Source organism: Tamlana carrageenivorans (genome assembly GCF_002893765.1).
GTDB lineage: Bacteria > Bacteroidota > Bacteroidia > Flavobacteriales > Flavobacteriaceae > Pseudotamlana > Pseudotamlana carrageenivorans.
Genome location: NZ_CP025938.1, coordinates 1,079,630 through 1,104,514, shown reverse-complemented (window position 1 = coordinate 1,104,514; position 24,885 = coordinate 1,079,630). Strand labels below are relative to the sequence as shown.

The following is a 24,885-nucleotide window of genomic DNA, read 5'->3' as shown; positions in this document are numbered from 1 at the left end:
CAGCCTCATTACACGAATGGCCTATGGTGTAACTGGCAACACGTTGGTTTTTGGTACCAAAGAGTCTAGGTTCGAGCCCTAGTGGGCCAACAGAGAATCCTAATTTCGAAAGAAGTTAGGATTTTTCTTTTTTGAGGATATATGTGCGAGAAGTTTATATCGAGCGCAGTCGAAATAAGCCCTAGTGGGCCAACAAAAAAAGTCTTCCTTGATTTGAGAAAGACTTTTTTTATTTGAAATATACTGTAATTAAACTTTAAAGGTAATCACGGGGCGCATCGCATGATTTACTAAATCTTCACTAATGCTACCGTTAAAAAAGTGCGAGATGCCTTTTCGACCTCTCGTACTCATGCTTATTAAATCGGCGTCTATGCTATAACTGTAATTCGTAATACCTTTTTCAATCGTGATATCGTTGTAAATGGTTGTGGTAAAATCTTCAGAATTTAGGTTTTTTACAAACTTTTTAATGCGTTCGGTGGCTGTTTTTGTGGTAATAAATTGATTTGGGGTATTTACTAAGAGTAAATGGATTTTAGCTTGCCAAAGTTTAGCAAAATCTGCGGTTTTTTGTAGCGCTGGTATGCTTTCTTCAGCAAAATCTGATGCAAATACAATCTTGTTGATGTCAAATTCGGTGTGTGGTCTTTTAATTACCAAAACTGGAGTTTCAGAGTTTCTAACCACTTTTTCGGTGTTACTTCCTATTAAGATTTCTTCAATACCACTAGAGCCATTCGAACCCATTATAATGAGGTCGATGTTGTTTTTTTCGCATTGTTTAGAAATGCCGTTGTAAATTTCTGTAAATTCGATACTGTCAATCACACGAATGTCTTTTAGGTAATCGCGTTTCAGTAAATCGTCAAATTTTTGTTTTGCCAGTTTCATAAAGAATAACGCCTCGGGTCCTGAAGAGAAATTCATAGTGTTTACAGGGTCTATTTGCTGTAATGGTAAGTCTAAAATATGCAGTAGGTGGATTTTACAATCATGCTTCTTAGCGAGTTGTGCAGCGACTTTTAAAGCGTTTTCTGCCTGTGGTGAAAAGTCGGTAGGGACAAGTATTTTGTTCATAATTTTAGTTTTTGTTTTGAAATAAAATTCAAATTTTAAGACTACCTCTAAAATAAGAAATATTCTATTAATAGTAAGTGAATTTACCCGCTTTTAACGTTTGGTTTTGGGTTGCTTTTTGTTAATAAATGGAAGTTGTGGTTATGGTTGGTAAGGGTAGTGGTGTATTTTTAGCGGATAAATCGTGTAATGAATCGAAAAAAATGATTTTATATGAGGTGCATGTCTCTGTGGTAATGGGTGTTATGAAAACTGAAATTTCTGGTGTTAAGCGTTTTGTAAAGCTTTAAGTTTATACATATTTTGCTTAGGGGCTTTAAGAATCAATAAAATATTGTATATTTGCACCGTTGAAAGGCAAATTTAAAGATATGAGGGGACGAAAAGTCCCCTCTTTTTATACTAAAAATGTTTAAAAATAAAGTTACAGAATTATTAGATGCAGCACTGGTTGAAAGACCAGATTTGTTTCTTATTGATTTTTCTATAAATAATGAAAATCACATTAAAGTAATTATTGATGGCGATTCAGGTGTGTTAGTCGAAGACTGCATGTTTATCAGTCGCGCTATCGAGCACAATTTAGATCGTGAGGAGGAAGATTTTTCTTTAGAAGTGATGTCGGCAGGAGCAGCATCACCGTTAGTTCACAATCGTCAGTATAAGAAAAATTTAAACAGAACCCTTAAGGTAAAAACAAAAACCGAAGAGATGGAAGGGACACTTGTGGAAGCTACCGAAATTGAGGTGGTTTTAGAGTGGAAAGTTCGTGAGCCAAAACCAGTTGGTAAAGGCAAGGTTACTGTTAAAAAGGAAGGGCGTATTCCTTATGAAGATATTGTAGAAGCAAAAGTTATGATTAAATTTTAATTTAAAAGAGTTATGGAAAATATCGCGTTAATTGAATCTTTTTCGGAATTCAAAGACGATAAGCTAATTGATAGGGTAACCTTAATGGCAATCTTAGAAGATGTATTTAGAAGCGCCTTGAAAAAGAAATTTGGTGATGATGATAATTTTGATATTATTGTAAACCCAGATAAAGGTGATTTAGAGATATGGAGAAATAGAGTTGTTGTTGCCGATGGTGAAGTAGAAGAGCCTAATCAAGAAATCTCTTTAACTGAAGCGCGTAAAATTGAGCCAGATTTTGAAGTTGGTGAAGATGTGTCTGAAGAAGTGAAACTTATCGATTTAGGTAGACGTGCTATTTTAGCTTTGCGTCAGAATCTAATTTCTAAAATTCATGAGCACGATAATACTATAATTTATAAGCAATTTAAAGATTTAGTAGGAGAAATTTATACTGCAGAAGTACATCACATTCGTCATAGAGCCGTTATTTTATTAGACGACGAGGGGAATGAAATTGTATTACCAAAAGATAAACAAATACCTTCAGATTTCTTCAGAAAAGGAGATAATGTAAGAGGTGTTATTGATGGTGTAGAGCTTAAAGGCGCAAAACCTACCATCATCATGTCAAGAAGTTCACCTGTATTCTTAGAGAAATTATTCGAACAAGAAATTCCTGAGGTTTTCGACGGTTTAATTACTATTAAAAATGTGGTTAGAATTCCTGGAGAAAAAGCAAAAGTTGCTGTAGATTCTTATGATGATAGAATCGATCCTGTTGGTGCTTGTGTGGGTATGAAAGGATCTAGAATTCACGGTATTGTTCGTGAATTAGGAAATGAAAATATCGATGTGATTAATTACACAAGTAATTTACCACTATTTATAACTAGAGCATTAAGCCCAGCACGTGTAACATCAATTAAAATTGATGAAGAAACGAAACGCGCTGAGGTTATTTTAAAACCTGAAGAGGTAAGTAAAGCGATTGGTCGTGGTGGTCACAACATTCGTTTAGCTGGTCAATTAACAGGTTTTGAAATTGATGTATTTAGAGAAGGAGCGGAAGAAGATGTTGAATTAAGCGAATTCTCAGATGAAATCGAAGGATGGATTATTGAGGAGTTTAGTAAAGCAGGTTTAGATACCGCTAAAAGTATTCTTGAGCAAGACGTTAACGACTTGGTAAAAAGAACAGACTTAGAAGAAGAAACAATAAGTGAAGTGATCCGTATTCTAAGAGAAGAATTTGAAGATTAAAAAAATTAAGTGCAGATTTGCACGTTTGTTATGCCTTAACCGGTATAATGCATATATTTGAGTATTTTAAAGGCGATTTATGGCTGAAACAATTAGATTAAATAAAGTATTACGCGAACTTAACATCTCTCTAGATCGCGCCGTAGAATTTTTAGATTCTAAAGGTGTGGATATAGAGAAGCGACCAACTACAAAAATTTCTGAAGAAACTTATAAGATTCTTTCAGATGAATTTGAGACGGATGCTAATAAAAAGGTGAGATCGCAAGAAGTTAGTGAAGCGAAGCAAAAGGAAAAGGAAGATTTACGTGTTAAGCGTGAAAAAGAATTGGAAGCTAAGCAGAAAGCACAAGAAGCCATAGAAAAAGCCAAGCAAGAAGAGGTTGTAAAAGCTTCAAAAGCACTTTCAGGTCCTAAACAAGTTGGTAAAATCGACTTAGAGCCTAAAAAGAAAGTTGAAGAAGCACCTGTTGTTGAGAAAAAAGAAACCCCTGTTAAGGAGGAGCCTGTTGCTGAAAAGAAAACAGAGCCTGCTAAAGAACCAGAGGTTATTAAAGCTCAAGCACCTAAAATTGGATTAAAACCTGTTGGCGTTAAAAAGGTAGAGATTGACCCTAAAAAGGTTGAGCCTGCTAAAACTGAAGCGCCTAAAAAGGAAACACCTGTTAAAGAGGAACCTAAAAAAGAAGCTACGCCAGCTAAGGCTGAAGCTACTGGTAAGGTTGATGAAGATGGTAATCCAATCGTTGAGGAACGCGTTAAAACACAATACCAAAAGCTTTCTGGGCCAAAAATTGCTGGCGATAAAATTGATTTATCACAGTTTAATAAGCCTAAAAAGAAGGTAGAGAAAAAAACAGATCCTAAGCAAGGTGGTGATCCTAAGAAAAAACGTCGTCGTATTAGTAAAGCTGGGGCGCCTAACACCGGTGGTCAAAACAGACCAGGTGGAGGAAGACCAGGAGGTAACGATCGTTTTAAAGGAAAACCAGGAGGTCCAGGTGCAGGACGTCGTAACATTGTTAAAGAAGAGCCTTCAGAAGAAGATGTTAAAAAGCAAGTTAGAGAAACGCTTGAAAAACTTCAAGGGAAATCTAACAAGGGTAAAGGTGCTAAGTATAGAAGAGATAAAAGAGATCAACACAGAGAACAATCTGAGATAGATCAACAACTCGAAGCTGCAGAAAGTAAAATCATTAAAGTTACCGAGTTCGTAACCGCTAGTGAAATGGCAACCATGATGGATGTGAGTGTGACTCAAATTATATCAGCTTGTATGTCACTTGGTATGATGGTAACGATGAACCAACGTCTGGATGCAGAAACTTTATCTATCGTTGCAGATGAATTTGGCTACCAAGTTGAATTCGTAACAGCAGATATTGAAGAATCTATTGAAGAGGTTGAAGATAAACCTGAAGATTTATTACCTCGTGCTCCAATTGTTACCGTTATGGGACACGTTGATCACGGTAAAACATCGCTTCTAGATTATATCCGTAAGGAAAATGTAATCGCAGGAGAGTCTGGTGGTATTACACAACATATCGGTGCTTACGGTGTGGCGTTAGAAAACGGACAAAAAATTGCTTTCTTAGATACACCAGGTCACGAAGCCTTTACAGCGATGCGTGCTCGTGGTGCTCAAATCACAGATATTGCCATTATCGTAGCGGCAGCCGATGATGAAATCATGCCACAAACTAAAGAGGCCATTTCTCACGCGCAAGCTGCAGGTGTACCTATCGTATTTGCTATCAATAAAATTGATAAACCCGATGCGAATCCTGAGAAGATTAAAGAAGGATTAGCACAAATGAACTTGTTAGTAGAAGACTGGGGTGGTAAAATTCAATCTCATGATATCTCTGCTAAAGTAGGTACAGGTGTTAAAGAATTATTAGAAAAAGTATTACTTGAAGCCGAATTATTAGAGCTTCAAGCGAATCCAAATAAAATCGCTCATGGTACGGTTGTAGAAGCGTACTTAGATAAAGGTCGTGGATATGTATCTACTATATTAGTTCAGGCGGGAACACTTAAGGTTGGTGACTATGTATTAGCTGGTCAACACAGTGGTAAGGTTAAAGCGATGCACGATGAAAGAGGACATGATGTTGCTGCAGCTGGACCTTCAACGCCAGTATCTATATTAGGATTGGATGGTGCACCACAAGCGGGTGACAAGTTCAATGTCTTCCAAGATGAGCGTGAAGCGAAACAAATTGCTTCTAAACGTGCTCAATTACAACGTGAGCAGTCTGTTAGAACGCAACGTCATATTACATTAGATGAAATTGGTCGTCGTATCGCTCTTGGTGATTTCCAAGAATTGAATATCATTCTTAAGGGTGATGTTGATGGTTCTGTGGAAGCGTTAACCGATTCGTTCCAGAAACTATCTACTGAAGAAATTCAAGTGAACATCTTACATAAAGGTGTAGGTGCGATTACCGAAAGTGATGTATTATTAGCTTCGGCTTCTGATGCGATTATCGTCGGATTTAACGTGCGTCCTGTTGGAAATGCGCGCATGATTGCTGATAAGGAAGAAATCGATATCAGAACATACTCAATTATCTACGATGCTATTAATGATCTTAAAGATGCGATGGAAGGGATGTTATCTCCAGAGCTTAAAGAAGAAATTACAGGTACCGCTGAAATTAGAGAAATCTTTAAGGTGTCTAAAGTTGGAAGCATCGCAGGATGTATGGTTACCAATGGTAAAATTCTTAGAAGCTCTAGCATTCGTTTAATACGTGATGGTGTAGTTGTTTATACTGGTGAATTAGCGTCATTAAAACGATTTAAAGATGATGCTAAGGAAGTAACTAAAGGTTACGATTGTGGTATGCAAATTAAAAACTATAACGACATTAAGGAAGGCGATGTTATTGAAGCATTCCATGAAGTTGAGGTTAAAAAGAAGTTGAAATAAAGCTTAATTTCTATAATTTTTAAAAAAAGCATCTATTTTTAAATAGGTGCTTTTTTTGTGTTTAATTACTTATATTTAACGGCTATTAATTTTAATTCATTATCATGAAAAAAACAATTACAATTTTATCCTTATTACTATGTTTGAGTTTTAACAAGACCATAAATGCTCAAACAGAATCTTTTATTGGTGAAATTACAATGTTTGCAGGAAATTTTGCGCCAAGAGGATGGGCGTTTTGTGATGGACAACTTTTGGCAATTTCCCAAAACCAAGCCTTGTTTTCCTTATTAGGTACCACGTATGGTGGAGACGGAAGAACTACTTTTGCTTTACCAGATTTACGAGGTAGAGTACCTATGCATGCTGGAAATGGGCCTGGGTTAACACCGCGTACACAAGGAGCAAAGTCTGGCTCAGAAACAAATACGCTTAGCGTTAGCCAAATGCCATCCCACTCCCATCCAGTGAACGCTGTTGCCGAAGACGGAGATCAATCTGTACCTACAGGAAATGTGCCAGCTGGAACAAAAGTGTTGGATAAAGAATATGCTAACGCTACACCAAATACGGTAATGGGTAGTGCAATGATAGGAAATCAAGGTGGTGGACAACCGGTTAATAATATGCAACCTTATACTGCAATTAGGTTTATTATAGCACTTTCAGGAATTTATCCGTCTAGATAGTTAAACCAATTATGAAAACATATATACAAATAGTTTTTATAGTAGGGTTTGTCTTCCCTAGTTTTGCCCAAATTACCTTTAATGGGTGTCATACTTTATTTGAAGATCAAGATTATATTTTTGATTTTATTAGTGCTGATGCTACGGGTAGAAATGTTTATTCTACTATTCCTATAGATGGAAGTCAAACTTGTGGAGGTATTGGGACCTGCGAATTTAAATTGGCATGGAATGATGCTAGTGCTGTATGGGAGTTTGTGGCAGACGATGGAAATGGCGATTTTTCTAACTCATATGTTATCTATTCAAATACTACACCATCATCGCCAAATCCACCAAGTTTATCATTAGGGAGTTGGGTTGAAAACACTTCTGTAACTGAAAGTCATTGTGGAGGAGCATTGTCAACTTCAAATGCAGTTTTAACTGGCGATGTTGAGGATTCACTATTAAGTACGGATGATTTTTATTTAGAAAATCAAATTAGTGTTTATCCTAACCCAGTAAGGGATTTACTAAATATTACACACCCTCATTTGACAATTGACAAGGTAACATTGTTCAGTGTTTTGGGTAAATTGGTTTTAGAAACTAATATTTCTAAAAAAATAGATGTCTCTGGATTAGATTCAGGGATTTACTTTTTGAAAATTGAATCTAACAAAAAGGAGATTGTTAAGAAAATAGTTGTCAATTAATTTGTGTTAGTTTTCAAATACAAAAAAAACGGTGACTTCAAATGAAATTCAAAGTCACCGTTTTTATTCAGTATTTAAAGTTACTTTTTAGGCTTAAAAATAAAAGCACTAGAAAACTTTTGTTTTATTCTTTTTAAAGCACGATCGGCTTCTAAACGCGTTCTAAAATTACCCACCCAAATCTTAAAATTAGGTTGTTCAAAATGTATGGAGGGATTCCAGTCAGAAAAGGATGATTTAAATTCGTTTTGAGCCGCATATGCATCTTGTCGATTGCCATTATAAATTTGAATTTTATAACGATCGGCGTCCTCATTATTCATGTTTTTCTTCAGCTCTATGAGCTTTGAAATGTTTTCATCTTGATTAATTGTTACTGTTCCTTCTTGAGCCGAAACGTAAGTCGTTGTTAATGTAAAACATACAAAAGCGCAGATTGTAATTTTAACTTTGTCGAAAATCATATTTATAATTGTGTTTATGCAAATGTAAAAGTATTAAACTTAAAACTGAGTAAAAATATTATTTAGAATCTCTCTAAATTAACTGTTAACACTTCCTTCTTATTTTGCTAATCGAGTTTAAATATTACTTTTGCGAGAGATTTTAAAGCTATGCTTTTTCATTTATTAAATGACAAAAGTCATACCAAAAGTTAAGAAGTTAATTTAACCAACAATATGAGAAAGGTGATTCACCGTAAATTAAGTAGAAACTTACTTCGTTTAAGCTTAATTGTATTATTAGCGTTTACAAGCTCGCTTTCAGCTCAAGAAGGCGATCCAGCAAAAGGAAAATCTTTATTTAATGCCAATTGTGCCGCATGTCATCAATTAGATAAAAAAATGACAGGGCCTGCATTGCGTCATGTTGAAGCACGTCTATCTGATGAAGAAGGTTTAGATCGTGACTGGATTCATGCATGGATACGTAACAGTTCTGGCTTAATCAAGTCTGGTGATGCGTATGCAAATAAAGTGTACAATGAGTATGGAGGAGCTGCGATGACAGCTTTCCCTCAGTTATCTGATGAAGATTTAAATAACATCTTGGCCTATACCGATGAAGAAAAGAAAGCGGCCCCAGCTCCGGCTGCAGGTACTGCGGCTCCAGCTGCTGCATCTGGTGCTTCAGATGGTATTTCAAATGAACTTATTTTAGGAGCTTTAGCGATCCTGTTTGTTTTACTAGCTATTGGATTATATCTAGTTAATAAAACCTTACGTCGCTTTGCTGCTGTTCAAAATATCGAATTAGAAACAGAAACGGATAGAACACCACTTTGGAAAGCTTTTGTTCAGAATCAGTTTTTAATGATTGTAGTGGCCATTTTCTTCTTGCTGACTAGTGCTTACTTTGCTTTTGGATATTTAATGCAGGTAGGTATTGATCAAGGTTACCAACCGGTACAACCAATTCACTTCTCGCATAAAATTCATGCAGGTGATAACGGAATCGATTGTAAATACTGTCACTCTTCTGCACGAGTAAGTAAAACATCAGGAATTCCTTCGTTGAATGTTTGTATGAACTGTCATAAGTCAATTTACGAATACAACGGTGAAACTTCAGCAGAATATACTAAAGAATTTTACGATGGTGAAATTCAAAAGTTATACAAAGCTGCAGGATGGAGTGATGCCGATCAAAAATATACTGGGGAATCTCAGCCAGTAAAATGGGTGCGTATTCATAACTTGCCAGATTTCGCATACTTTAACCACTCACAACACGTCACTGTTGCTGGTGTAGAATGTCAAACGTGTCATGGTCCTGTTGAGGAAATGGAAGTTGTTTATCAACATGCGCCGTTAACCATGGGATGGTGTATTAACTGTCATAGAGAAACAGATGTGACGGTAAAAGATAACGCTTACTATGAGAAAATTCATGCTGAGCTTTCTAAAAAGTATGGTGTAGAATCATTAACAGCAGCCCAAATGGGTGGTCTGGAATGTGGTAAATGTCACTACTAAAAAGCTGTTAACTTTTCGTAAATACGGAAAACCAAAAATTAATTTAAGAAGTAATTCAATTATATAATATGTCATCAAACAAGAAATACTGGAAAAGTGTTGAAGAGCTAAACGAAAATAGCTCTATTGTTGAGACGCTTAAACAAAACGAGTTTGTAGCAGAAATACCTACTGATGAGTTTTTAGGAAATAAAGAGACGTTAGAGGCTAGTTCTACAACGCGTCGTGATTTCTTAAAATATGTAGGTTTTAGTACAGCCGCTGCTTCTTTAGCAGCTTGTGAGGGTCCTGTTAAAAAATCGATTCCTTACGTAGTACAGCCAACCGAGATTATTCCTGGAGTGGCCAACTATTACGCTACAACAATCGCAGATGGTTTTGATTTTGCAAGTGTTTTGGTTAAAACGCGTGAAGGTCGTCCAATAAAAATTGAAAACAATACCTTAGCTTCTACTCATGGCAGTGCTAATGCTAGAGTGAATGCATCTGTTTTAGGTTTGTATGACAGTTTAAGAATTCAAGGTCCGAAAAAAGATGGTGCTTCAATTTCTTGGAGTGATTTTAATGCGGAAACTACTAAAAGTTTAAATAGTATTAAGGATTCTGGAAAGTCGATCGTGTTATTAACACAAACTTTCGCTAGTCCATCTACCACCAAACTTATTGCAGAGTTTAAAGAAACTTATGGTAATGTTAAGCATGTGGTTTATGATGCCGTTTCAGAATTTGCTGCCGTTCAAGCTTTTCAAAAGAAATACAATAAAAAAGGTTTAGCCGATTACGATTTTTCTCAGGCGATGACTATTGTTTCTGTTGGAGCAGATTTCTTAGGCGATTGGCAAGGTGGAGGTTTTGATGCAGGATATGCTAAAAACAGAGTGCCTCAAAACGGAAAAATGTCACGTCATATTCAGTTTGAATCGAATATGTCGCTTTCTGGTGCTAACGCCGATAAGCGTGTACCGGTGACACCTACTCAACAAAAATTAGCCTTAGCGAAATTATACAGTCTAGTTACAGGAAATAATGTTTCTGTAAAAGGTTTACCAGAGCACGTTGAAATAGCTGTTAAAAATGCAGCTATTCAACTTAAAAAAGCAGGTAGTAAAGCTGTTGTGGTTACTGGAATTCAGGATGTCAACGCACAAACTGTTGTTTTAGAACTTAACGAATACCTAGCAAGTAAAGCTTTTAATAGTAAAGTAGCTATTAAAACTAAGCAAGGTAATGATAATGATGTTGCTCAACTTGTTGCCGATATGAAGGCAGGGAAAGTAGGAGCGATTATCATGAGCGGTGTTAATCCGTTATATACTTTAGCTAATGCAGCTGATTTTGCTGAAGGTTTAAAGAAAACAAAATTATCTATTGCGTTTTCAATGAAAGAAGATGAAACGTCTTCTCATACGCAATATATCGCAGCAGCTCCACACTTTTTAGAAGCTTGGGGTGATGTTGAAATAAAAACGGGTCATTACAGTTTAACGCAACCAGCGATTCGTCCTTTGTTTGATACGAAACAATTTCAGGATGTTTTATTAAAGTGGACTGGTAACAGTGCTTCTTATAGTGATTATATTAAAACCACTTGGAATAGTGATATCCTAAATGGAGGTTCTTACAATCAAGCTTTACATGATGGTTTCTTTGTAAACTCATCTGTGGCTACAGAATTGGTTGAAGAAGACCTTACAGAAACTGAAGAATCTGTTAATGCGTTTTCTGGAGCTGCTCAAGCTTTAGCATCATCTGCCAAATCTAAAGGTATCGAGTTAAGTCTTTATATCAAAACTGGTATGGGTGATGGTCAACAAGCTAATAACCCTTGGTTACAAGAGTTTCCAGATCCGATTTCAAGAGTGTCTTGGGATAACTATTTAACCATATCTAAAGCTGATGCTGAAGAGCTAGGATTAATTAACAGACACGTTGCAACGGGCGCTTTAAATGGTAGTTACGCTAACATTACTGCTAACGGTGTAACAGTAAAGGCTCCTGTGTTAATTCAACCAGGACAGGCTAAAGGTTCTGTAGGTTTATCTTTCGGTTACGGAAGAACAGCAGGATTAAAAGAAGAAATGCAAACAGGTGTAAATGCTTATGCCTTATATCATAACTTATCAAACGTTCAAGATGTAACTATCGAAGCGGCTTCAGGTGAACATGAATTTGCTTGTGTACAACTTCATAATACCTTAATGGGTCGTGGTGATATCATTAAAGAAACGACTTTAGAGATTTTCAACACCAAGGACAAAGCGCATTGGAATGGGATGCCTGTAGTGTCTTTAGATCATGAAGAAACGCCTGTAACATCTCCAGATGTTGATTTATGGGATGAGTTTGATCGTAGTATAGGTCATCACTTTAACTTATCAATCGATTTAAACGCGTGTACAGGATGTGGGGCTTGTGTTATTGCTTGTCATGCGGAGAATAACGTGCCTGTAGTAGGTAAAGAAGAAGTGAGAAGAAGTAGAGATATGCACTGGTTGCGTATTGATAGATATTACTCTTCTGATGATACTTTTGAAGAAGATAATGCCAAAAAAGAAGGCTTCTCAGGTCTGTTTGGTGATAATGGTTCCTTAGGTGGATTTGGTGAAATGGAACATGCAGCCGATAACCCACAAGTAGCTTTCCAAGCGGTAATGTGTCAACACTGTAACCACGCACCTTGTGAAACAGTTTGTCCTGTAGCAGCAACTTCTCATGGTCGTCAAGGTCAAAACCATATGGCTTACAACCGTTGTGTAGGTACAAGATATTGTGCAAACAACTGTCCGTATAAAGTACGTCGTTTCAACTGGTTCTTATACAATGGAAATGATGAGTTCGATTATCATATGAATGATGATTTAGGACGTATGGTACTTAATCCTGATGTTGTTGTACGTTCTCGTGGGGTGATGGAAAAATGTTCTATGTGTATTCAAATGACACAAAAAACAGTTCTTGACGCTAAACGTGATGGACGTGTGATTAAAGATGGTGAATTCCAAACAGCTTGTTCTGCAGCTTGTAGTAGCGGTGCGATGGTATTTGGAGACATCAACGATAAAGACAGTAAAGTTGCAAAACTTAAAGAAGATAACCGTATGTATCACTTGTTAGAGCATGTAGGAACAAAGCCTAATGTGCAATATCAAACAAAAGTGAGAAATACAACTGAAGCATAAAATAGTTAAAAGGTTTTAAGTTTAAAAGTTGAAAAAATACGAAATCAACATTTAAGCAAATAACAAGTAACAAATAATAAATAACAATAAATATGGCGTCTCATTACGAAGCACCTATTAGAAGACCTTTAGTTACAGGAAATAAGTCCTATCACGACGTTACTGTGGATGTGGCAAAACCTGTAGAAGGAAAAGCAAATAAACAATGGTGGATAGTTTTTGGTATTTCACTAGTCGCTTTCCTATGGGGAATTGGATGTATTTTATATACCATTACAACAGGTATTGGTGTCTGGGGTCTTAACAAGACTGTAGGTTGGGCCTGGGATATTACCAACTTCGTTTGGTGGGTAGGTATTGGTCACGCAGGAACACTTATTTCTGCAGTACTTTTATTATTCCGTCAAAAATGGAGAATGGCCATTAACCGTTCTGCAGAGGCGATGACTATCTTCTCGGTAGTTCAGGCAGGTTTATTCCCAATCATTCACATGGGGCGTCCATGGTTAGGATACTGGGTATTACCAATCCCGAATCAATTCGGATCACTATGGGTAAACTTTAACTCACCATTACTTTGGGACGTATTCGCGATCTCAACATATTTATCGGTATCACTAGTATTCTGGTGGACTGGTTTATTACCAGATTTCGCGATGCTAAGAGATCGTGCTATCAAGCCTTTTCAAAAGAGAATTTACTCGATATTGAGTTTTGGATGGTCTGGTCGTGCTAAAGATTGGCAACGTTTTGAAGAGGTATCATTGGTACTTGCAGGTTTAGCAACGCCATTAGTACTTTCTGTACACACGATTGTATCGTTTGACTTCGCTACTTCGGTTATTCCTGGTTGGCATACAACAATTTTTCCACCATACTTCGTTGCTGGTGCGGTATTCTCTGGATTCGCGATGGTAAACACATTACTTATCATTATGAGAAAAGTGTGTAACCTTGAAGACTATATTACAGTGCAACACATCGAGCTTATGAATATTGTAATCATGATTACAGGTTCTATCGTAGGTGTGGCTTATATTACTGAGTTATTTATTGCATGGTATTCCGGTGTAGAATATGAACAATACGCGTTCTTAAACAGAGCAACTGGTCCTTATGCATGGGCATACTGGATGATGATGTCTTGTAACGTATTCTCTCCACAATTTATGTGGTTTAAGAAATTAAGAACAAGTATCATGTTCTCATTCTTTATCTCGATTGTAGTAAACGTAGGAATGTGGTTTGAGCGTTTCGTAATTATTGTAACCTCGTTACACCGTGATTACTTACCATCATCATGGACGATGTTCTCACCAACATTTGTTGATATCGGAATCTTTATCGGAACTATAGGATTCTTCTTTGTACTGTTCTTATTATACTCTAGAACGTTCCCTGTAATCGCTCAAGCAGAGGTTAAAACCATCTTGAAATCTTCAGGTGATAAGTACAAAAGAATAAGAGAAAGCGGTGAAAGTTTAACTGGAACTGGTGCAGATCCTAGAACTTCGAACGTTAATAATGAACCAAAAAACTAAAAGTAGCATATGGAAGCTTCAAAAGTAATTCACGCTATTTATAACGACGACGATATTTTAATGTCTGCCGTAAAAAGGGTTAAGGCTGAAAGATATCATATAGAAGAAATATATACACCATTTCCAGTTCACGGATTAGACCGCGCTATGGGGCTTGCTCCTACACGTATCGCTATTACAGCTTTTATTTACGGTCTTATTGGTTTAACAGTGGCTACGGTGATGATGAATTTCATCATGATTGAAGACTGGCCTCAAAACATTGGTGGTAAACCAAGTTTTAGCTATTTAGAAAACATGCCAGCTTTCGTACCAATTATGTTCGAGCTTACGGTATTTTTCTCGGCACACCTTATGGTAATTACCTTTTACTTACGTAGTAGAATGTGGCCGTTTAAAAGTGCCGAAAACCCAGATCCTAGAACTACCGATGATCATTTCTTAATGGAAATAGCCGTAAACGGTAATGAAGAGGCGCTTTCTAGTATGCTTAAAGATACTGGAGCCGTAGAGATTAATTTAGTTGATAAAGCCCATTAATAAAAGATATGAAAAGCTTAATTAAAATATTAGCAGTAGCAGTTGTTTTTGTAGCCGTTTCTTGTAATAAGAGTACGGCACCAAATTACCAATTCATGCCTAACATGTATGAATCTGCAGGGTATGAAACTTATGGAGAAGCAGCATTTTCTAATGGCTTAGAAGCGCAGTTACCTGCCGAAGGTTCTGTAGCTAGAGGGTATATCCCATTTGATGTTGAAAATTCTACCGAAGGTTATGAGTTTGCAAAAGCTAATCTGGTTAGTCCGTTAGATTCTACACAAGTAGATTTAAATAGAGGTAAAGAGTTATATGATATTTACTGTGGAATTTGCCATGGTAATAAAGGTGATGGTCAAGGTAATTTGGTGAAGCGTGAAAAAATCCTTGGTATTCCTAGTTATGATGATGCCGGTCGTGCTATTAATGCAGGAAGTATTTACCACACTATTTATTACGGTAAAAACGCTATGGGTTCTTATGCTAACCAATTACAAGAGGAAGAGCGTTGGCAAGTGGTTTCATATGTGTTACAATTAAAAGCAGATTTAGAAAAGTAAGATTGATAAGATTATTATAGATATGTATACATTTTCAAATAAATTAAAGACATTTTCTTTCATTCTAATGATTTTAGGAGCATTGGGTGTAGGCTATGGTTTTATGACGTCTCATAAATCTTTTGAGGAGGTTGAACACTTACTTGCTGAAGAATCACATCATGGTGGTGGTCACGCTGAAGCTAATGGGCATCAAGCAACACCAAGTCACGATACTCATGCTGAGGCTGAAGGAAGTCATGGTGAAGAAGCACATGCTCATGTTGATGAACATACGAAGCATGTTGAACACGTACAACACCAAATTGCAAACAGACCTTGGTCTGCATTATATGTAGCAGCTTTTTTCTTTATGATGATCGCTTTAGGTGTTTTAGCTTTTTATGCAATTCAAATTGCATCTCAAGCAGGATGGTCACCGGTTTTATTTAGAGTGATGGAAGGCATTACTGCTTACCTGTTACCAGGGGCTATTATTGTGCTTCTTATTGCTATTGCATCAGGTACTATTGGTCACTATAACATATTTATTTGGATGGATCCAGATGTTGTAGCTCACGATAAACTTATTCAAGGTAAATCTGGATGGTTAAACCTAGGTGGTTTTGCTATTAGAGGAATCATTTTTATTGCTGGTTGGGCTTTATACCGTCACTTTGCTCGTAAATTTTCTATTGCTCAAGATAACGCTGAACCTGGTGACCAAAGTAACTTTAAGAAAGCTTTCCGTATTACAGCTGGATTCTTAGTATTCTTTATCTATACAGAATCTATGATGTCTTGGGATTGGATTATGAGTGTCGACCCACACTGGTTTTCAACTTTATTTGGTTGGTACGTTTTCGCATCAATGTTTGTTAGCGGTATTACAGTCATCGCACTATTATCAATATACCTAAAATCTAGAGGGTACTTAGCCTATGTAAATGAAAACCATTTACATGATGTAGCTAAATTTATGTTCGGTATTAGTATTTTCTGGACTTACCTTTGGTTTTCACAATTCATGTTAATCTGGTATTCTAATATTCCTGAAGAGGTTACCTATTTTATAACACGAATCAATGATTATAAATTACCTTTCTTCGGTATGGTAGTTATGAACTTTGTATTCCCACTATTATTGTTAATGAACGCAGACTATAAGCGTATGCCTTGGTTTGTTGTTATGGCGGGAATCGTGATACTTGCTGGTCACTATATTGATATCTTCAATATGATTATGCCTGCAACTGTTGGAGATAGATGGTTTATAGGAATTCCTGAAATAGGCTCTGTTTTATTATTTGGAGGATTATTCATATTTGTAGTATTCACGTCTTTATCTAAGGCTTCACTACTGGCAAAAGGATACCCTCTTATGAAGGAGAGTGAAGATTTCCATTATTAATTAAGATTTAAGTAAAGAAGAAAGAAGAACCACCATGACTACTTTATTAACGATTATAGTTTTAGTATTTATTTTAATTGCCATTTGGCAAATGGTTAAGATTTTCGATTTGGCACAAGCTAAAACTGAAAATTCTCAAGTAGCTAACGATAAAGATAATGCCTTAAATGGTTATTTAATGATGGGCTTTTTAGCGTTCATCTATATCATAACTATTGTATGTGTTGTTAAATGGGGCGATTTACCGCTTTTATCAAATTCGGCATCAGCACACGGGCCTACTATTGATAACCTTATGGTTATTTCATTAGTGATTATATTTTTTGTACAAACTATTACCCAATTTTTGTTACACTACTTCGCTTTTAAATATAAAGGCGAGAAAGGAAAACAAGCGTTTTTCTTTGCAGATAACAATAAATTAGAAATGATTTGGACAATTATTCCTGTTATCGTTTTAGCTGGTTTAATTATATACGGATTGAATACTTGGATTAACATTACAAGTGTTGATGAAAGTGACGATCCTTTAATTGTTGAATTATATGCTCAGCAATTTAACTGGAAAGCGAGATATGCTGGAGCCGATAATACTTTAGGGAAAGCTAATGTACGTTTAATTGATATTGATCGTGCTAATATTTTAGGATTAGATGAAGCCGATCCTAATGCTCAAGATGATATTATTACTACCGAATTACACTTGCCTGTAGGAAAGCCTGTGTTGTTTAAAATGCGTTCTCAAGATGTATTACACTCTGCTTACATGCCGCACTTTAGAGCTCAAATGAACTGTGTTCCAGGGATGATTACACAATTCGGATTTACACCTACTGTAACGACTGCTGAAATGCGTCAAAATCCGGATATGGTTGAAAAAGTAGCTCATATTAATGACATCAGAGTTGAAAACAGCAAACCGTTAGTTGCTAATGGTGAAGAAGCTTTAGAGCGTTACGAATTTGATTACCTGTTATTGTGTAATAAAATTTGTGGGAAATCACATTACAACATGCAAATGAAGATTATTGTTGAAACGCAAGAAGAATATGACGTTTGGATTGCTCAACAAAAGGAATTTAAAAATTCTTTAATTAATTAATTTAAACAAGAAACCAAACCGATTATAAGATTATGTCAGCACACGCAGATACTCACGCTCACGAAGACGACCACGGACATCATCATAAAGAAACTTTCGTAACGAAGTACATCTTCAGTCAGGATCATAAAATGATTGCTAAGCAGTACCTTGTAACGGGTACGATTATGGGAATTATTGGTATCCTGATGTCTTTAATGTTCCGTATGCAAATTGCATGGCCAGAAGAGCCAAATGTATTATTTGAAGCGTTATTAGGTAAATGGGCTCCCGACGGTGTTATGGATGCCGATATTTATTTGGCATTAGTTACCATCCACGGTACCATCATGGTATTCTTTGTACTTACAGCAGGTTTAAGTGGTACTTTTAGTAACCTCCTTATTCCTTTGCAAATTGGTGCTCGTGATATGGCTTCAGGTTTCTTAAACATGGTTTCTTACTGGTTATTCTTTTTATCAAGTGTAATCATGGTTATTTCATTGTTTGTTGAAGCTGGACCAGCTGCTGCAGGATGGACAATTTATCCACCATTAAGTGCCTTACCAATGGCTCAAGGTGGTTCTGGTATGGGTATGACTTTATGGTTAGTGTCTATGGCTATCTTTATTGCTTCATCATTATTAGGTTCGCTTAACTATGTGGTTACTGTTATAAACTTACGTACAAAAGGGATGTCGATGACTAGATTACCTTTAACCATATGGGCATTCTTTGTTACAGCTATTATTGGTATTATTTCGTTCCCAGTTCTACTATCTGCTGCATTGTTATTAATTATGGATAGAAGTTTCGGAACCTCGTTCTTCTTATCAGATATATTTATTCAAGGTGAAGTATTACATTACCAAGGAGGTTCTCCAGTTTTATTTGAGCACTTATTTTGGTTCTTAGGTCACCCAGAGGTATACATTGTAATTTTACCTGCAATGGGACTCGTTTCTGAAATTATGGCTTCAAATTCACGTAAACCTATTTTTGGTTACCGTGCCATGATTGTATCTATTTTAGCCATTGCTTTCTTATCTACAATCGTATGGGGTCACCATATGTTTATCTCAGGAATGAATCCATTTTTAGGTTCTGTGTTTACGTTTACAACCCTATTAATTGCGATTCCATCGGCGGTAAAAGCCTTCAACTGGATTACAACCTTATGGAAAGGTAACCTTCAAATGAACCCAGCGATGCTATTTTCAATCGGATTCGTATCTACTTTCATCACTGGAGGTTTAACAGGTATCATCCTTGGGGATTCAGCTTTAGATATTAATGTTCACGATACTTACTTCGTAGTAGCTCACTTTCACTTAGTAATGGGTATATCGGCTTTATATGGTATGTTCGCAGGAATTTACCACTGGTTTCCTAAAATGTACGGTCGTATGTTAAATAAAAATCTTGGTTATATTCACTTTTGGTTAACTGCGGTTTGTGCTTATGGTGTATTCTTCCCAATGCACTTTATTGGAATGGCAGGTTTACCGCGTCGTTATTATACAAATAGTAACTTCCCTTTATTTGACGATTTAGCCAATGTTAACGTGATTATCACAGTGTTTGCTTTAGTTGGTGGTGTAGTGCAACTTGTTTATTTATATAACTTCTTTAGTAGTATTTTCTTCGGAAAGAAAGCAACGCAAAACCCTTGGAAAGCTACAACTTTAGAGTGGACAACGCCTGTAGAGCATATTCATGGAAACTGGCCAGGCGAGATACCTCACGTACACCGTTGGGCTTACGATTATAGCAAGCCAGGTTATGATGTTGATTTTGTTCCGCAAAACGTACCTTTCAAAGAAGGTGAAGTGGAATTACATCATTAATTTATTCCTGCGAAGGCAGTAATCTCTTAATAGAGTATCCAAAAGATTATTTAAAGCCTTTCCTTTATGGAGAGGCTTTTTGTTTATATTTGAAATTGTATTTTTGTGTTTTAATTATAAGTATTTATAAACCTCATTAAAGTTTGATTTATAGTAATTTATAATATAAGTTAACCTAAATAGATTCCTGCCTTCGCAGGAAGTTAGCATGAACGAAAACCTAGATCCTACCAACGATAATTTTTCTCCAGAAGAGTTTGATGTAGAAAAGAAATTAAGACCGCTGTCTTTTGATGACTTCACGGGGCAAGACCAAGTATTGGAAAATCTTCAAATATTCGTTCAGGCCGCCAATTTGCGTGCAGAAGCTTTGGATCATACGCTTTTTCATGGGCCTCCAGGCCTAGGGAAAACCACCTTAGCTAATATTCTTGCTAATGAATTGAATGTTGGTATCAAAGTCACCTCTGGGCCTGTGCTAGATAAGCCAGGTGATTTAGCGGGTTTGTTAACCAATCTCGAAGAGCGTGATGTCTTGTTTATTGATGAAATCCATCGTTTAAGTCCGATTGTAGAGGAATATTTGTATTCCGCCATGGAAGACTTTAAAATTGATATCATGATTGAATCGGGACCCAATGCCAGAACGGTTCAAATTAACTTAAATCCATTTACCCTTGTGGGTGCTACTACCCGATCAGGTTTGCTAACCTCACCAATGCGTGCTCGGTTTGGTATTCAGAGTCGATTACAATATTATAAAACCGATTTATTAACGACCATCATTCAACGTAGTGCCAGTATTCTTAATGTACCTATTTCTATGGAAGCGGCTATTGAGATTGCTGGACGAAGCCGAGGAACACCTAGAATAGCAAATGCTTTGTTACGTCGTGTTCGGGATTTTGCTCAAATTAAAGGTAATGGTAGCATTGATATTAAAATTGCAAAATATAGTTTAGAGGCTCTTAATGTGGATGCTCATGGTTTAGATGAAATGGATAATAAAATTTTAGCTACTATTATCGATAAATTTAAAGGGGGACCTGTGGGTATTTCGACTATTGCTACCGCAGTAAGTGAAAGTCCCGAAACGATTGAAGAGGTATATGAGCCTTTTTTAATTCAGCAAGGATTTATTATGAGAACCCCTCGCGGTCGTGAAGTCACTGCTGAAGCCTACAAACATTTAGGGCGTGTGAAGGGACCTACGCAAGGAGGCTTATTTTAATACCCTTTTAAAATCCCATTAATAGTTAACCCCAAATATCCTATGAAAACATTTAAACTAATTACTGCGATGTTATTATTGTGCCTTGTTTTTTCTTGTGATAAGGTTGATAAACTCACCCAGTTTGATATTGGGTATAATGAAAAGGTTGTTATAGAATCTTCAGCGGTAGTCGATTTACCATTTAATGTCTTTACGCCAGAAATCAGTTCTAATTCAGAATCGACTTTCGAAAATAATAACACCAGAAAAAATCTTATTGAATATTTTGAATTGAAAACCATGACTTTGGAAATTGAAGGTCCGGATCATGGTAATTTCGATTTTCTAAACAGCATCGAAATCTGCATTTCTGCAGAAAATGAGCCTGAAGTTAAAATCTCATGGAAAGACCAAATTGAGGCTAATAGTAGTGGTATTTTGAAATTGGATACCTCTAATGACGATCTTCAACAGTATCTTATAAAGGATCAATTTAATTTAAGATTAGCCACCATTACCGATGAAATTATTACATCAGATCACCATATTAATGTAAAGTCTGTGTTTTTTGGTGATGCTAAAATATTCGGACTTTAAGTTATAGATCTTTTAAATGGCTTCATTATATTTTTTAATTTAGAGCTGAGGCAGATATAGACGCTTATTCACATGTTAAACAATAAAACAAAATACAGTCAATTTATTAAAACCGAAGCCAAGCGCCTCGGTTTTTTGTCTTGCGGTATTAGTAAAGCCGAATTTCTGGAAGAGGAAGCGCCTCGTTTGGAAAAATGGCTAAAAAATAACATGAATGGTGAGATGCGTTATATGGAGAACCATTTTGATAAACGCCTAGACCCTACAAAACTCGTTGAGGGTTCTAAAAGTGTCGTCTCCTTATTGTTGAATTATTACCCTAAAGACATTCAAACAGAAAACAGTTATAAGCTTTCTAAATACGCTTTTGGGACCGACTATCATTTTGTAATTAAAGATAAGCTTAAAGACCTCTTGCATTTTATCCAAGATGAAATAGGTGAAGTGGATGGTCGCGCCTTTGTCGATTCGGCACCGGTTTTAGATAAAGCTTGGGCTGCAAAATCGGGATTGGGTTGGGTTGGTAAACACAGTAATCTATTAACTCAAAAAGTAGGTTCCTTTTATTTTATTGCCGAACTAATAATCGATTTAGATTTAGAATATGATGCTCGAGTTACCGACCACTGCGGTACGTGTACAGCTTGTATTGATGCATGCCCGACGGAAGCCATTACAGCACCCTATGTGGTCGATGGTAGTAAGTGTATTTCGTATTTTACCATTGAATTAAAAGAAAATATCCCTTCAGAATTCCAAGGTAAATTTGACGATTGGATGTTTGGCTGCGATGTTTGCCAGGATGTTTGTCCGTGGAATCGCTTCTCAAAACCGCATAACGAACCACTTTTTAATCCGCATCCCGAATTACTATCCATGACTAAAAAGGATTGGGAAGACATAACGGCAGAGACTTTTCAAAAAGTATTTAAAAAATCGGCTGTCAAACGCACCAAGTTTGCTGGGCTAAATCGAAACATCAATTTTTTGAAGGATACTAATTTGTAACTGGAGAATAAAAGTTTTCACTTAATAAAATGGCACGCTCAAAAGGTTTCCTTTTAAATGAATTTTACGACTTAAATAGATCAAATGTCATGTTTTCCTAATATAGGATTCTTATATTTGTTAGTTATAAAAACAATTACTACATGAGCGAAGAAAGCAAACGCAGAGAAGCCCTTATATATCATGCCAAACCTACCCCCGGAAAAATAAAAGTAGTTCCAACTAAGAAATATGCAACACAGCGCGATTTATCTTTAGCCTATTCCCCTGGTGTCGCAGAGCCTTGCTTGGAAATAGAAAAAGACAAGGAAAACGCTTATAAATACACGGCTAAAGGCAATTTGGTAGCCGTAATATCAAACGGAACTGCTGTTTTAGGCTTGGGAAATATAGGTCCCGAAGCATCAAAACCAGTAATGGAAGGTAAAGGTTTACTTTTCAAGATTTTTGCCGATATAGATGTTTTTGATATCGAAGTTGATACCGAAAATGTTGAAGAGTTTATCGCAACCGTAAAAAATATTGCCCCAACATTTGGAGGTATAAACTTAGAGGATATTAAAGCTCCGGGGGCTTTCGAAATTGAAAGACGCTTAAAGGAGGAGTTAGATATTCCTGTAATGCACGACGACCAACATGGTACCGCAATCATTTCCGCGGCAGCGCTTATCAATGCCTTGGAAATTGCAAATAAGAAAATCGAAGATGTAAAGATTGTTATTAGTGGTGCTGGAGCTGCAGCCATTTCATGTTCACGTTTATATCAAGCTTTTGGAGCCAAGCGTGAAAATATGGTAATGCTGGATAGTAAAGGGGTTATTCGTGATGATCGCGACAACCTTACTGCCGAGAAAGCCGAATTTGCAACCCACCGTAAAATAGATACTCTAGATGAAGCTATGATTGATGCCGATGTGTTTATTGGTTTATCTATGGCTAATATTGTATCGCCAGAAATGCTATTGGCTATGGCCGAAAATCCTATTGTTTTTGCCATGGCAAACCCAGATCCAGAGGTTAAATACGACGTAGCTATTGCAACTCGTAAAGATATTATCATGGCAACGGGTAGGAGTGACCATCCTAATCAAGTTAATAATGTTCTTGGCTTCCCTTTCATATTTAGAGGGGCGTTAGATGTTAGAGCAACTAAAATCAATGAAGCCATGAAAATGGCTGCTGTAGAGGCTTTGGCACGATTAGCAAAAGAGCCTGTTCCAGAACAAGTAAACATTGCCTATGGAGAAACCCGTTTAACTTTTGGGAAAGATTATATCATTCCTAAACCATTCGATCCACGTTTAATTGCCGAAGTACCTCCTGCCGTTGCAAAAGCTGCCATGGAAAGTGGTGTGGCCAAAGAACCTATTACCGATTGGGAAGATTACCAAGATGTTTTAAGAGAGCGCTTGGGGTCTGATAATAAATTTGTGCGATTGCTTTTAAACCGTGCTAAATTAAATCCTAAACGTGTGGTTTTTGCTGAAGCAGATCAATTAGCCGTTGTTAAGGCCGCTCAAATTGTGCGTGAAGAAGGCGTTGCCATTCCAATTTTATTAGGAAGAAAAGATACCATAAAAAGCTTAATGAACGACATTGAGTTTGATGACGATAATGTGATTATCATCGACCCAAAAACCGATGAAGAAGACGAACGTAAAAATAAATACGCCAAAGTGTATTGGGAACAACGTAAGCGTAAAGGTGTAACGCTTTATGCCGCGCAACGTTTAATGCGAGAGCGTAATTATTTTGCTGCCATGATGGTTAATGAAGGTGATGCCGATGCATTAATTTCAGGATACTCAAGAAGCTATCCTACCGTTGTAAAACCCATGTTAGAGGTTATTGGTATGGCTAAAGGGGTTAATCGGGTGGCAACAACAAACGTCATGATGACCAAGCGAGGCCCCTTATTTTTAAGTGATACTTCTATTAATATCGAGCCCAATGCCAAGGAACTTACTAAAATAGCTCAAATGACCGCTCAAATAGTAAAAATGTTTGGAATGAAACCTGTTATGGCCATGACATCTTATTCTAACTTCGGGTCTTCATCAAATCCTATGGCTACGAAAGTGAGAGAAGCAGTGGCGTATTTACATCGTCATGCACCCGATTTAATTGTAGATGGTGAGTTACAAACCGATTTTGCACTTAATAACGAGATGCTAAAAGAGCGATTCCCGTTTTCGAAATTAGTAGGGCAAAAAGTAAACACTCTTATTTTTCCAAATTTAGATTCTGCTAATATTACCTACAAATTAATCAAGGAACTGAATGAAGCAGATTCTATAGGCCCCATTATGATGGGTATGCGTAAGCCTGTCCATATTTTACAATTAGGGGCTAGTGTAGACGAAATTGTGAATATGACTGCCATTGCTGTAATAGATGCCCAAAAGAAAGAACAATTAGATATATAAAAGG

At 36.7% G+C, this 24,885-nt stretch carries 19 protein-coding genes, 1 tRNA gene and 1 pseudogene; 19 read left to right on the top strand and 2 right to left on the bottom strand.

What is annotated here, in order from left to right; translation table 11 throughout:
• The first annotated feature begins 17 nt into the window (after nt 1-17).
• Nucleotides 18-90 (top strand) — tRNA-Gln (locus tag C1A40_RS05050).
• 159 nt (nt 91-249) lie between these two features.
• On the opposite strand, the gene C1A40_RS05045 is transcribed toward C1A40_RS05050, so the two are convergent.
• Nucleotides 250-1,080: a universal stress protein gene (locus C1A40_RS05045; protein ID WP_102994944.1), complete on the bottom strand. Its 831-nt coding sequence runs from the start codon at nt 1,078-1,080 to the stop codon at nt 250-252.
• Between the two features lie 128 nt (nt 1,081-1,208).
• Between C1A40_RS05045 and C1A40_RS18105 the strand changes: the two genes are divergently transcribed.
• The 6 genes from C1A40_RS18105 (at nt 1,209) to C1A40_RS05020 (ending at nt 7,523) form a co-directional block, all read left to right on the top strand.
• On the top strand, nt 1,209-1,370 hold the full coding sequence (locus tag C1A40_RS18105; protein ID WP_158651272.1) for a hypothetical protein: 162 nt from the start codon (nt 1,209-1,211) through the stop codon (nt 1,368-1,370).
• A 118-nt stretch (nt 1,371-1,488) separates the two neighbouring features.
• Complete coding sequence (gene rimP, locus C1A40_RS05040) at nt 1,489-1,950, top strand: ribosome assembly cofactor RimP (protein ID WP_102994943.1); 462 nt, start codon at nt 1,489-1,491, stop codon at nt 1,948-1,950.
• 12 nt (nt 1,951-1,962) lie between these two features.
• Complete coding sequence (nusA, locus tag C1A40_RS05035; protein ID WP_102994942.1) at nt 1,963-3,195, top strand: transcription termination factor NusA; 1,233 nt, start codon at nt 1,963-1,965, stop codon at nt 3,193-3,195.
• A gap of 79 nt (nt 3,196-3,274) precedes the next feature.
• Nucleotides 3,275-6,136: a translation initiation factor IF-2 gene (gene infB, locus C1A40_RS05030; protein ID WP_102994941.1), complete on the top strand. Its 2,862-nt coding sequence runs from the start codon at nt 3,275-3,277 to the stop codon at nt 6,134-6,136.
• Between the two features lie 104 nt (nt 6,137-6,240).
• Nucleotides 6,241-6,825, top strand: coding sequence for a phage tail protein (locus C1A40_RS05025; protein WP_241910486.1), 585 nt, complete (start codon nt 6,241-6,243; stop codon nt 6,823-6,825).
• Nucleotides 6,826-6,836: 11 nt separating this feature from the next.
• Nucleotides 6,837-7,523 (top strand): T9SS type A sorting domain-containing protein, encoded by a 687-nt coding sequence (locus tag C1A40_RS05020; RefSeq protein WP_102994940.1) that lies wholly within the window; start codon nt 6,837-6,839, stop codon nt 7,521-7,523.
• Between the two features lie 80 nt (nt 7,524-7,603).
• Here C1A40_RS05020 and C1A40_RS05015 read toward each other — a convergent pair whose 3' ends face one another.
• On the bottom strand, nt 7,604-7,987 hold the full coding sequence (locus C1A40_RS05015) for an SPOR domain-containing protein (protein WP_102994939.1): 384 nt from the start codon (nt 7,985-7,987) through the stop codon (nt 7,604-7,606).
• Between the two features lie 216 nt (nt 7,988-8,203).
• Between C1A40_RS05015 and C1A40_RS05010 the strand changes: the two genes are divergently transcribed.
• From C1A40_RS05010 to C1A40_RS04955, 12 genes and pseudogenes are all read left to right on the top strand, one after another.
• On the top strand, nt 8,204-9,499 hold the full coding sequence (locus tag C1A40_RS05010) for a c-type cytochrome (protein WP_102994938.1): 1,296 nt from the start codon (nt 8,204-8,206) through the stop codon (nt 9,497-9,499).
• Between the two features lie 68 nt (nt 9,500-9,567).
• A complete protein-coding gene (locus C1A40_RS05005) occupies nt 9,568-12,678 on the top strand; it encodes a TAT-variant-translocated molybdopterin oxidoreductase (RefSeq protein ID WP_102994937.1) in 3,111 nt (1,036 codons plus the stop codon).
• A 92-nt stretch (nt 12,679-12,770) separates the two neighbouring features.
• A pseudogene (nrfD, locus tag C1A40_RS05000) lies at nt 12,771-14,192 on the top strand (NrfD/PsrC family molybdoenzyme membrane anchor subunit); the annotation flags it as partial.
• 36 nt (nt 14,193-14,228) lie between these two features.
• On the top strand, nt 14,229-14,759 hold the full coding sequence (locus C1A40_RS04995) for a DUF3341 domain-containing protein (RefSeq protein WP_102994935.1): 531 nt from the start codon (nt 14,229-14,231) through the stop codon (nt 14,757-14,759).
• 8 nt (nt 14,760-14,767) lie between these two features.
• On the top strand, nt 14,768-15,319 hold the full coding sequence (locus C1A40_RS04990; RefSeq protein WP_199287742.1) for a c-type cytochrome: 552 nt from the start codon (nt 14,768-14,770) through the stop codon (nt 15,317-15,319).
• Nucleotides 15,320-15,341: 22 nt separating this feature from the next.
• Nucleotides 15,342-16,709 carry a quinol:cytochrome C oxidoreductase gene (locus tag C1A40_RS04985; RefSeq protein ID WP_102994934.1) on the top strand — a complete coding sequence of 456 codons (1,368 nt, stop codon included), beginning with the start codon at nt 15,342-15,344 and terminating at the stop codon, nt 16,707-16,709.
• A gap of 34 nt (nt 16,710-16,743) precedes the next feature.
• Nucleotides 16,744-17,811 carry a cytochrome c oxidase subunit II gene (locus C1A40_RS04980; RefSeq protein WP_102994933.1) on the top strand — a complete coding sequence of 356 codons (1,068 nt, stop codon included), beginning with the start codon at nt 16,744-16,746 and terminating at the stop codon, nt 17,809-17,811.
• Nucleotides 17,812-17,843: 32 nt separating this feature from the next.
• A complete protein-coding gene (locus C1A40_RS04975; RefSeq protein ID WP_102994932.1) occupies nt 17,844-19,637 on the top strand; it encodes a cytochrome c oxidase subunit I in 1,794 nt (597 codons plus the stop codon).
• A 208-nt stretch (nt 19,638-19,845) separates the two neighbouring features.
• Entirely contained in the window at nt 19,846-20,868 is a 1,023-nt protein-coding gene (gene ruvB / locus C1A40_RS04970) for a Holliday junction branch migration DNA helicase RuvB (RefSeq protein ID WP_102994931.1), read from the top strand.
• Between the two features lie 42 nt (nt 20,869-20,910).
• Nucleotides 20,911-21,447 carry a hypothetical protein gene (locus C1A40_RS04965; RefSeq protein ID WP_102994930.1) on the top strand — a complete coding sequence of 179 codons (537 nt, stop codon included), beginning with the start codon at nt 20,911-20,913 and terminating at the stop codon, nt 21,445-21,447.
• 72 nt (nt 21,448-21,519) lie between these two features.
• Nucleotides 21,520-22,455: a tRNA epoxyqueuosine(34) reductase QueG gene (queG, locus tag C1A40_RS04960; protein WP_102994929.1), complete on the top strand. Its 936-nt coding sequence runs from the start codon at nt 21,520-21,522 to the stop codon at nt 22,453-22,455.
• A 143-nt stretch (nt 22,456-22,598) separates the two neighbouring features.
• A complete protein-coding gene (locus C1A40_RS04955) occupies nt 22,599-24,881 on the top strand; it encodes an NADP-dependent malic enzyme (protein ID WP_102994928.1) in 2,283 nt (760 codons plus the stop codon).
• The last annotated feature ends 4 nt before the right edge of the window (nt 24,882-24,885 follow it).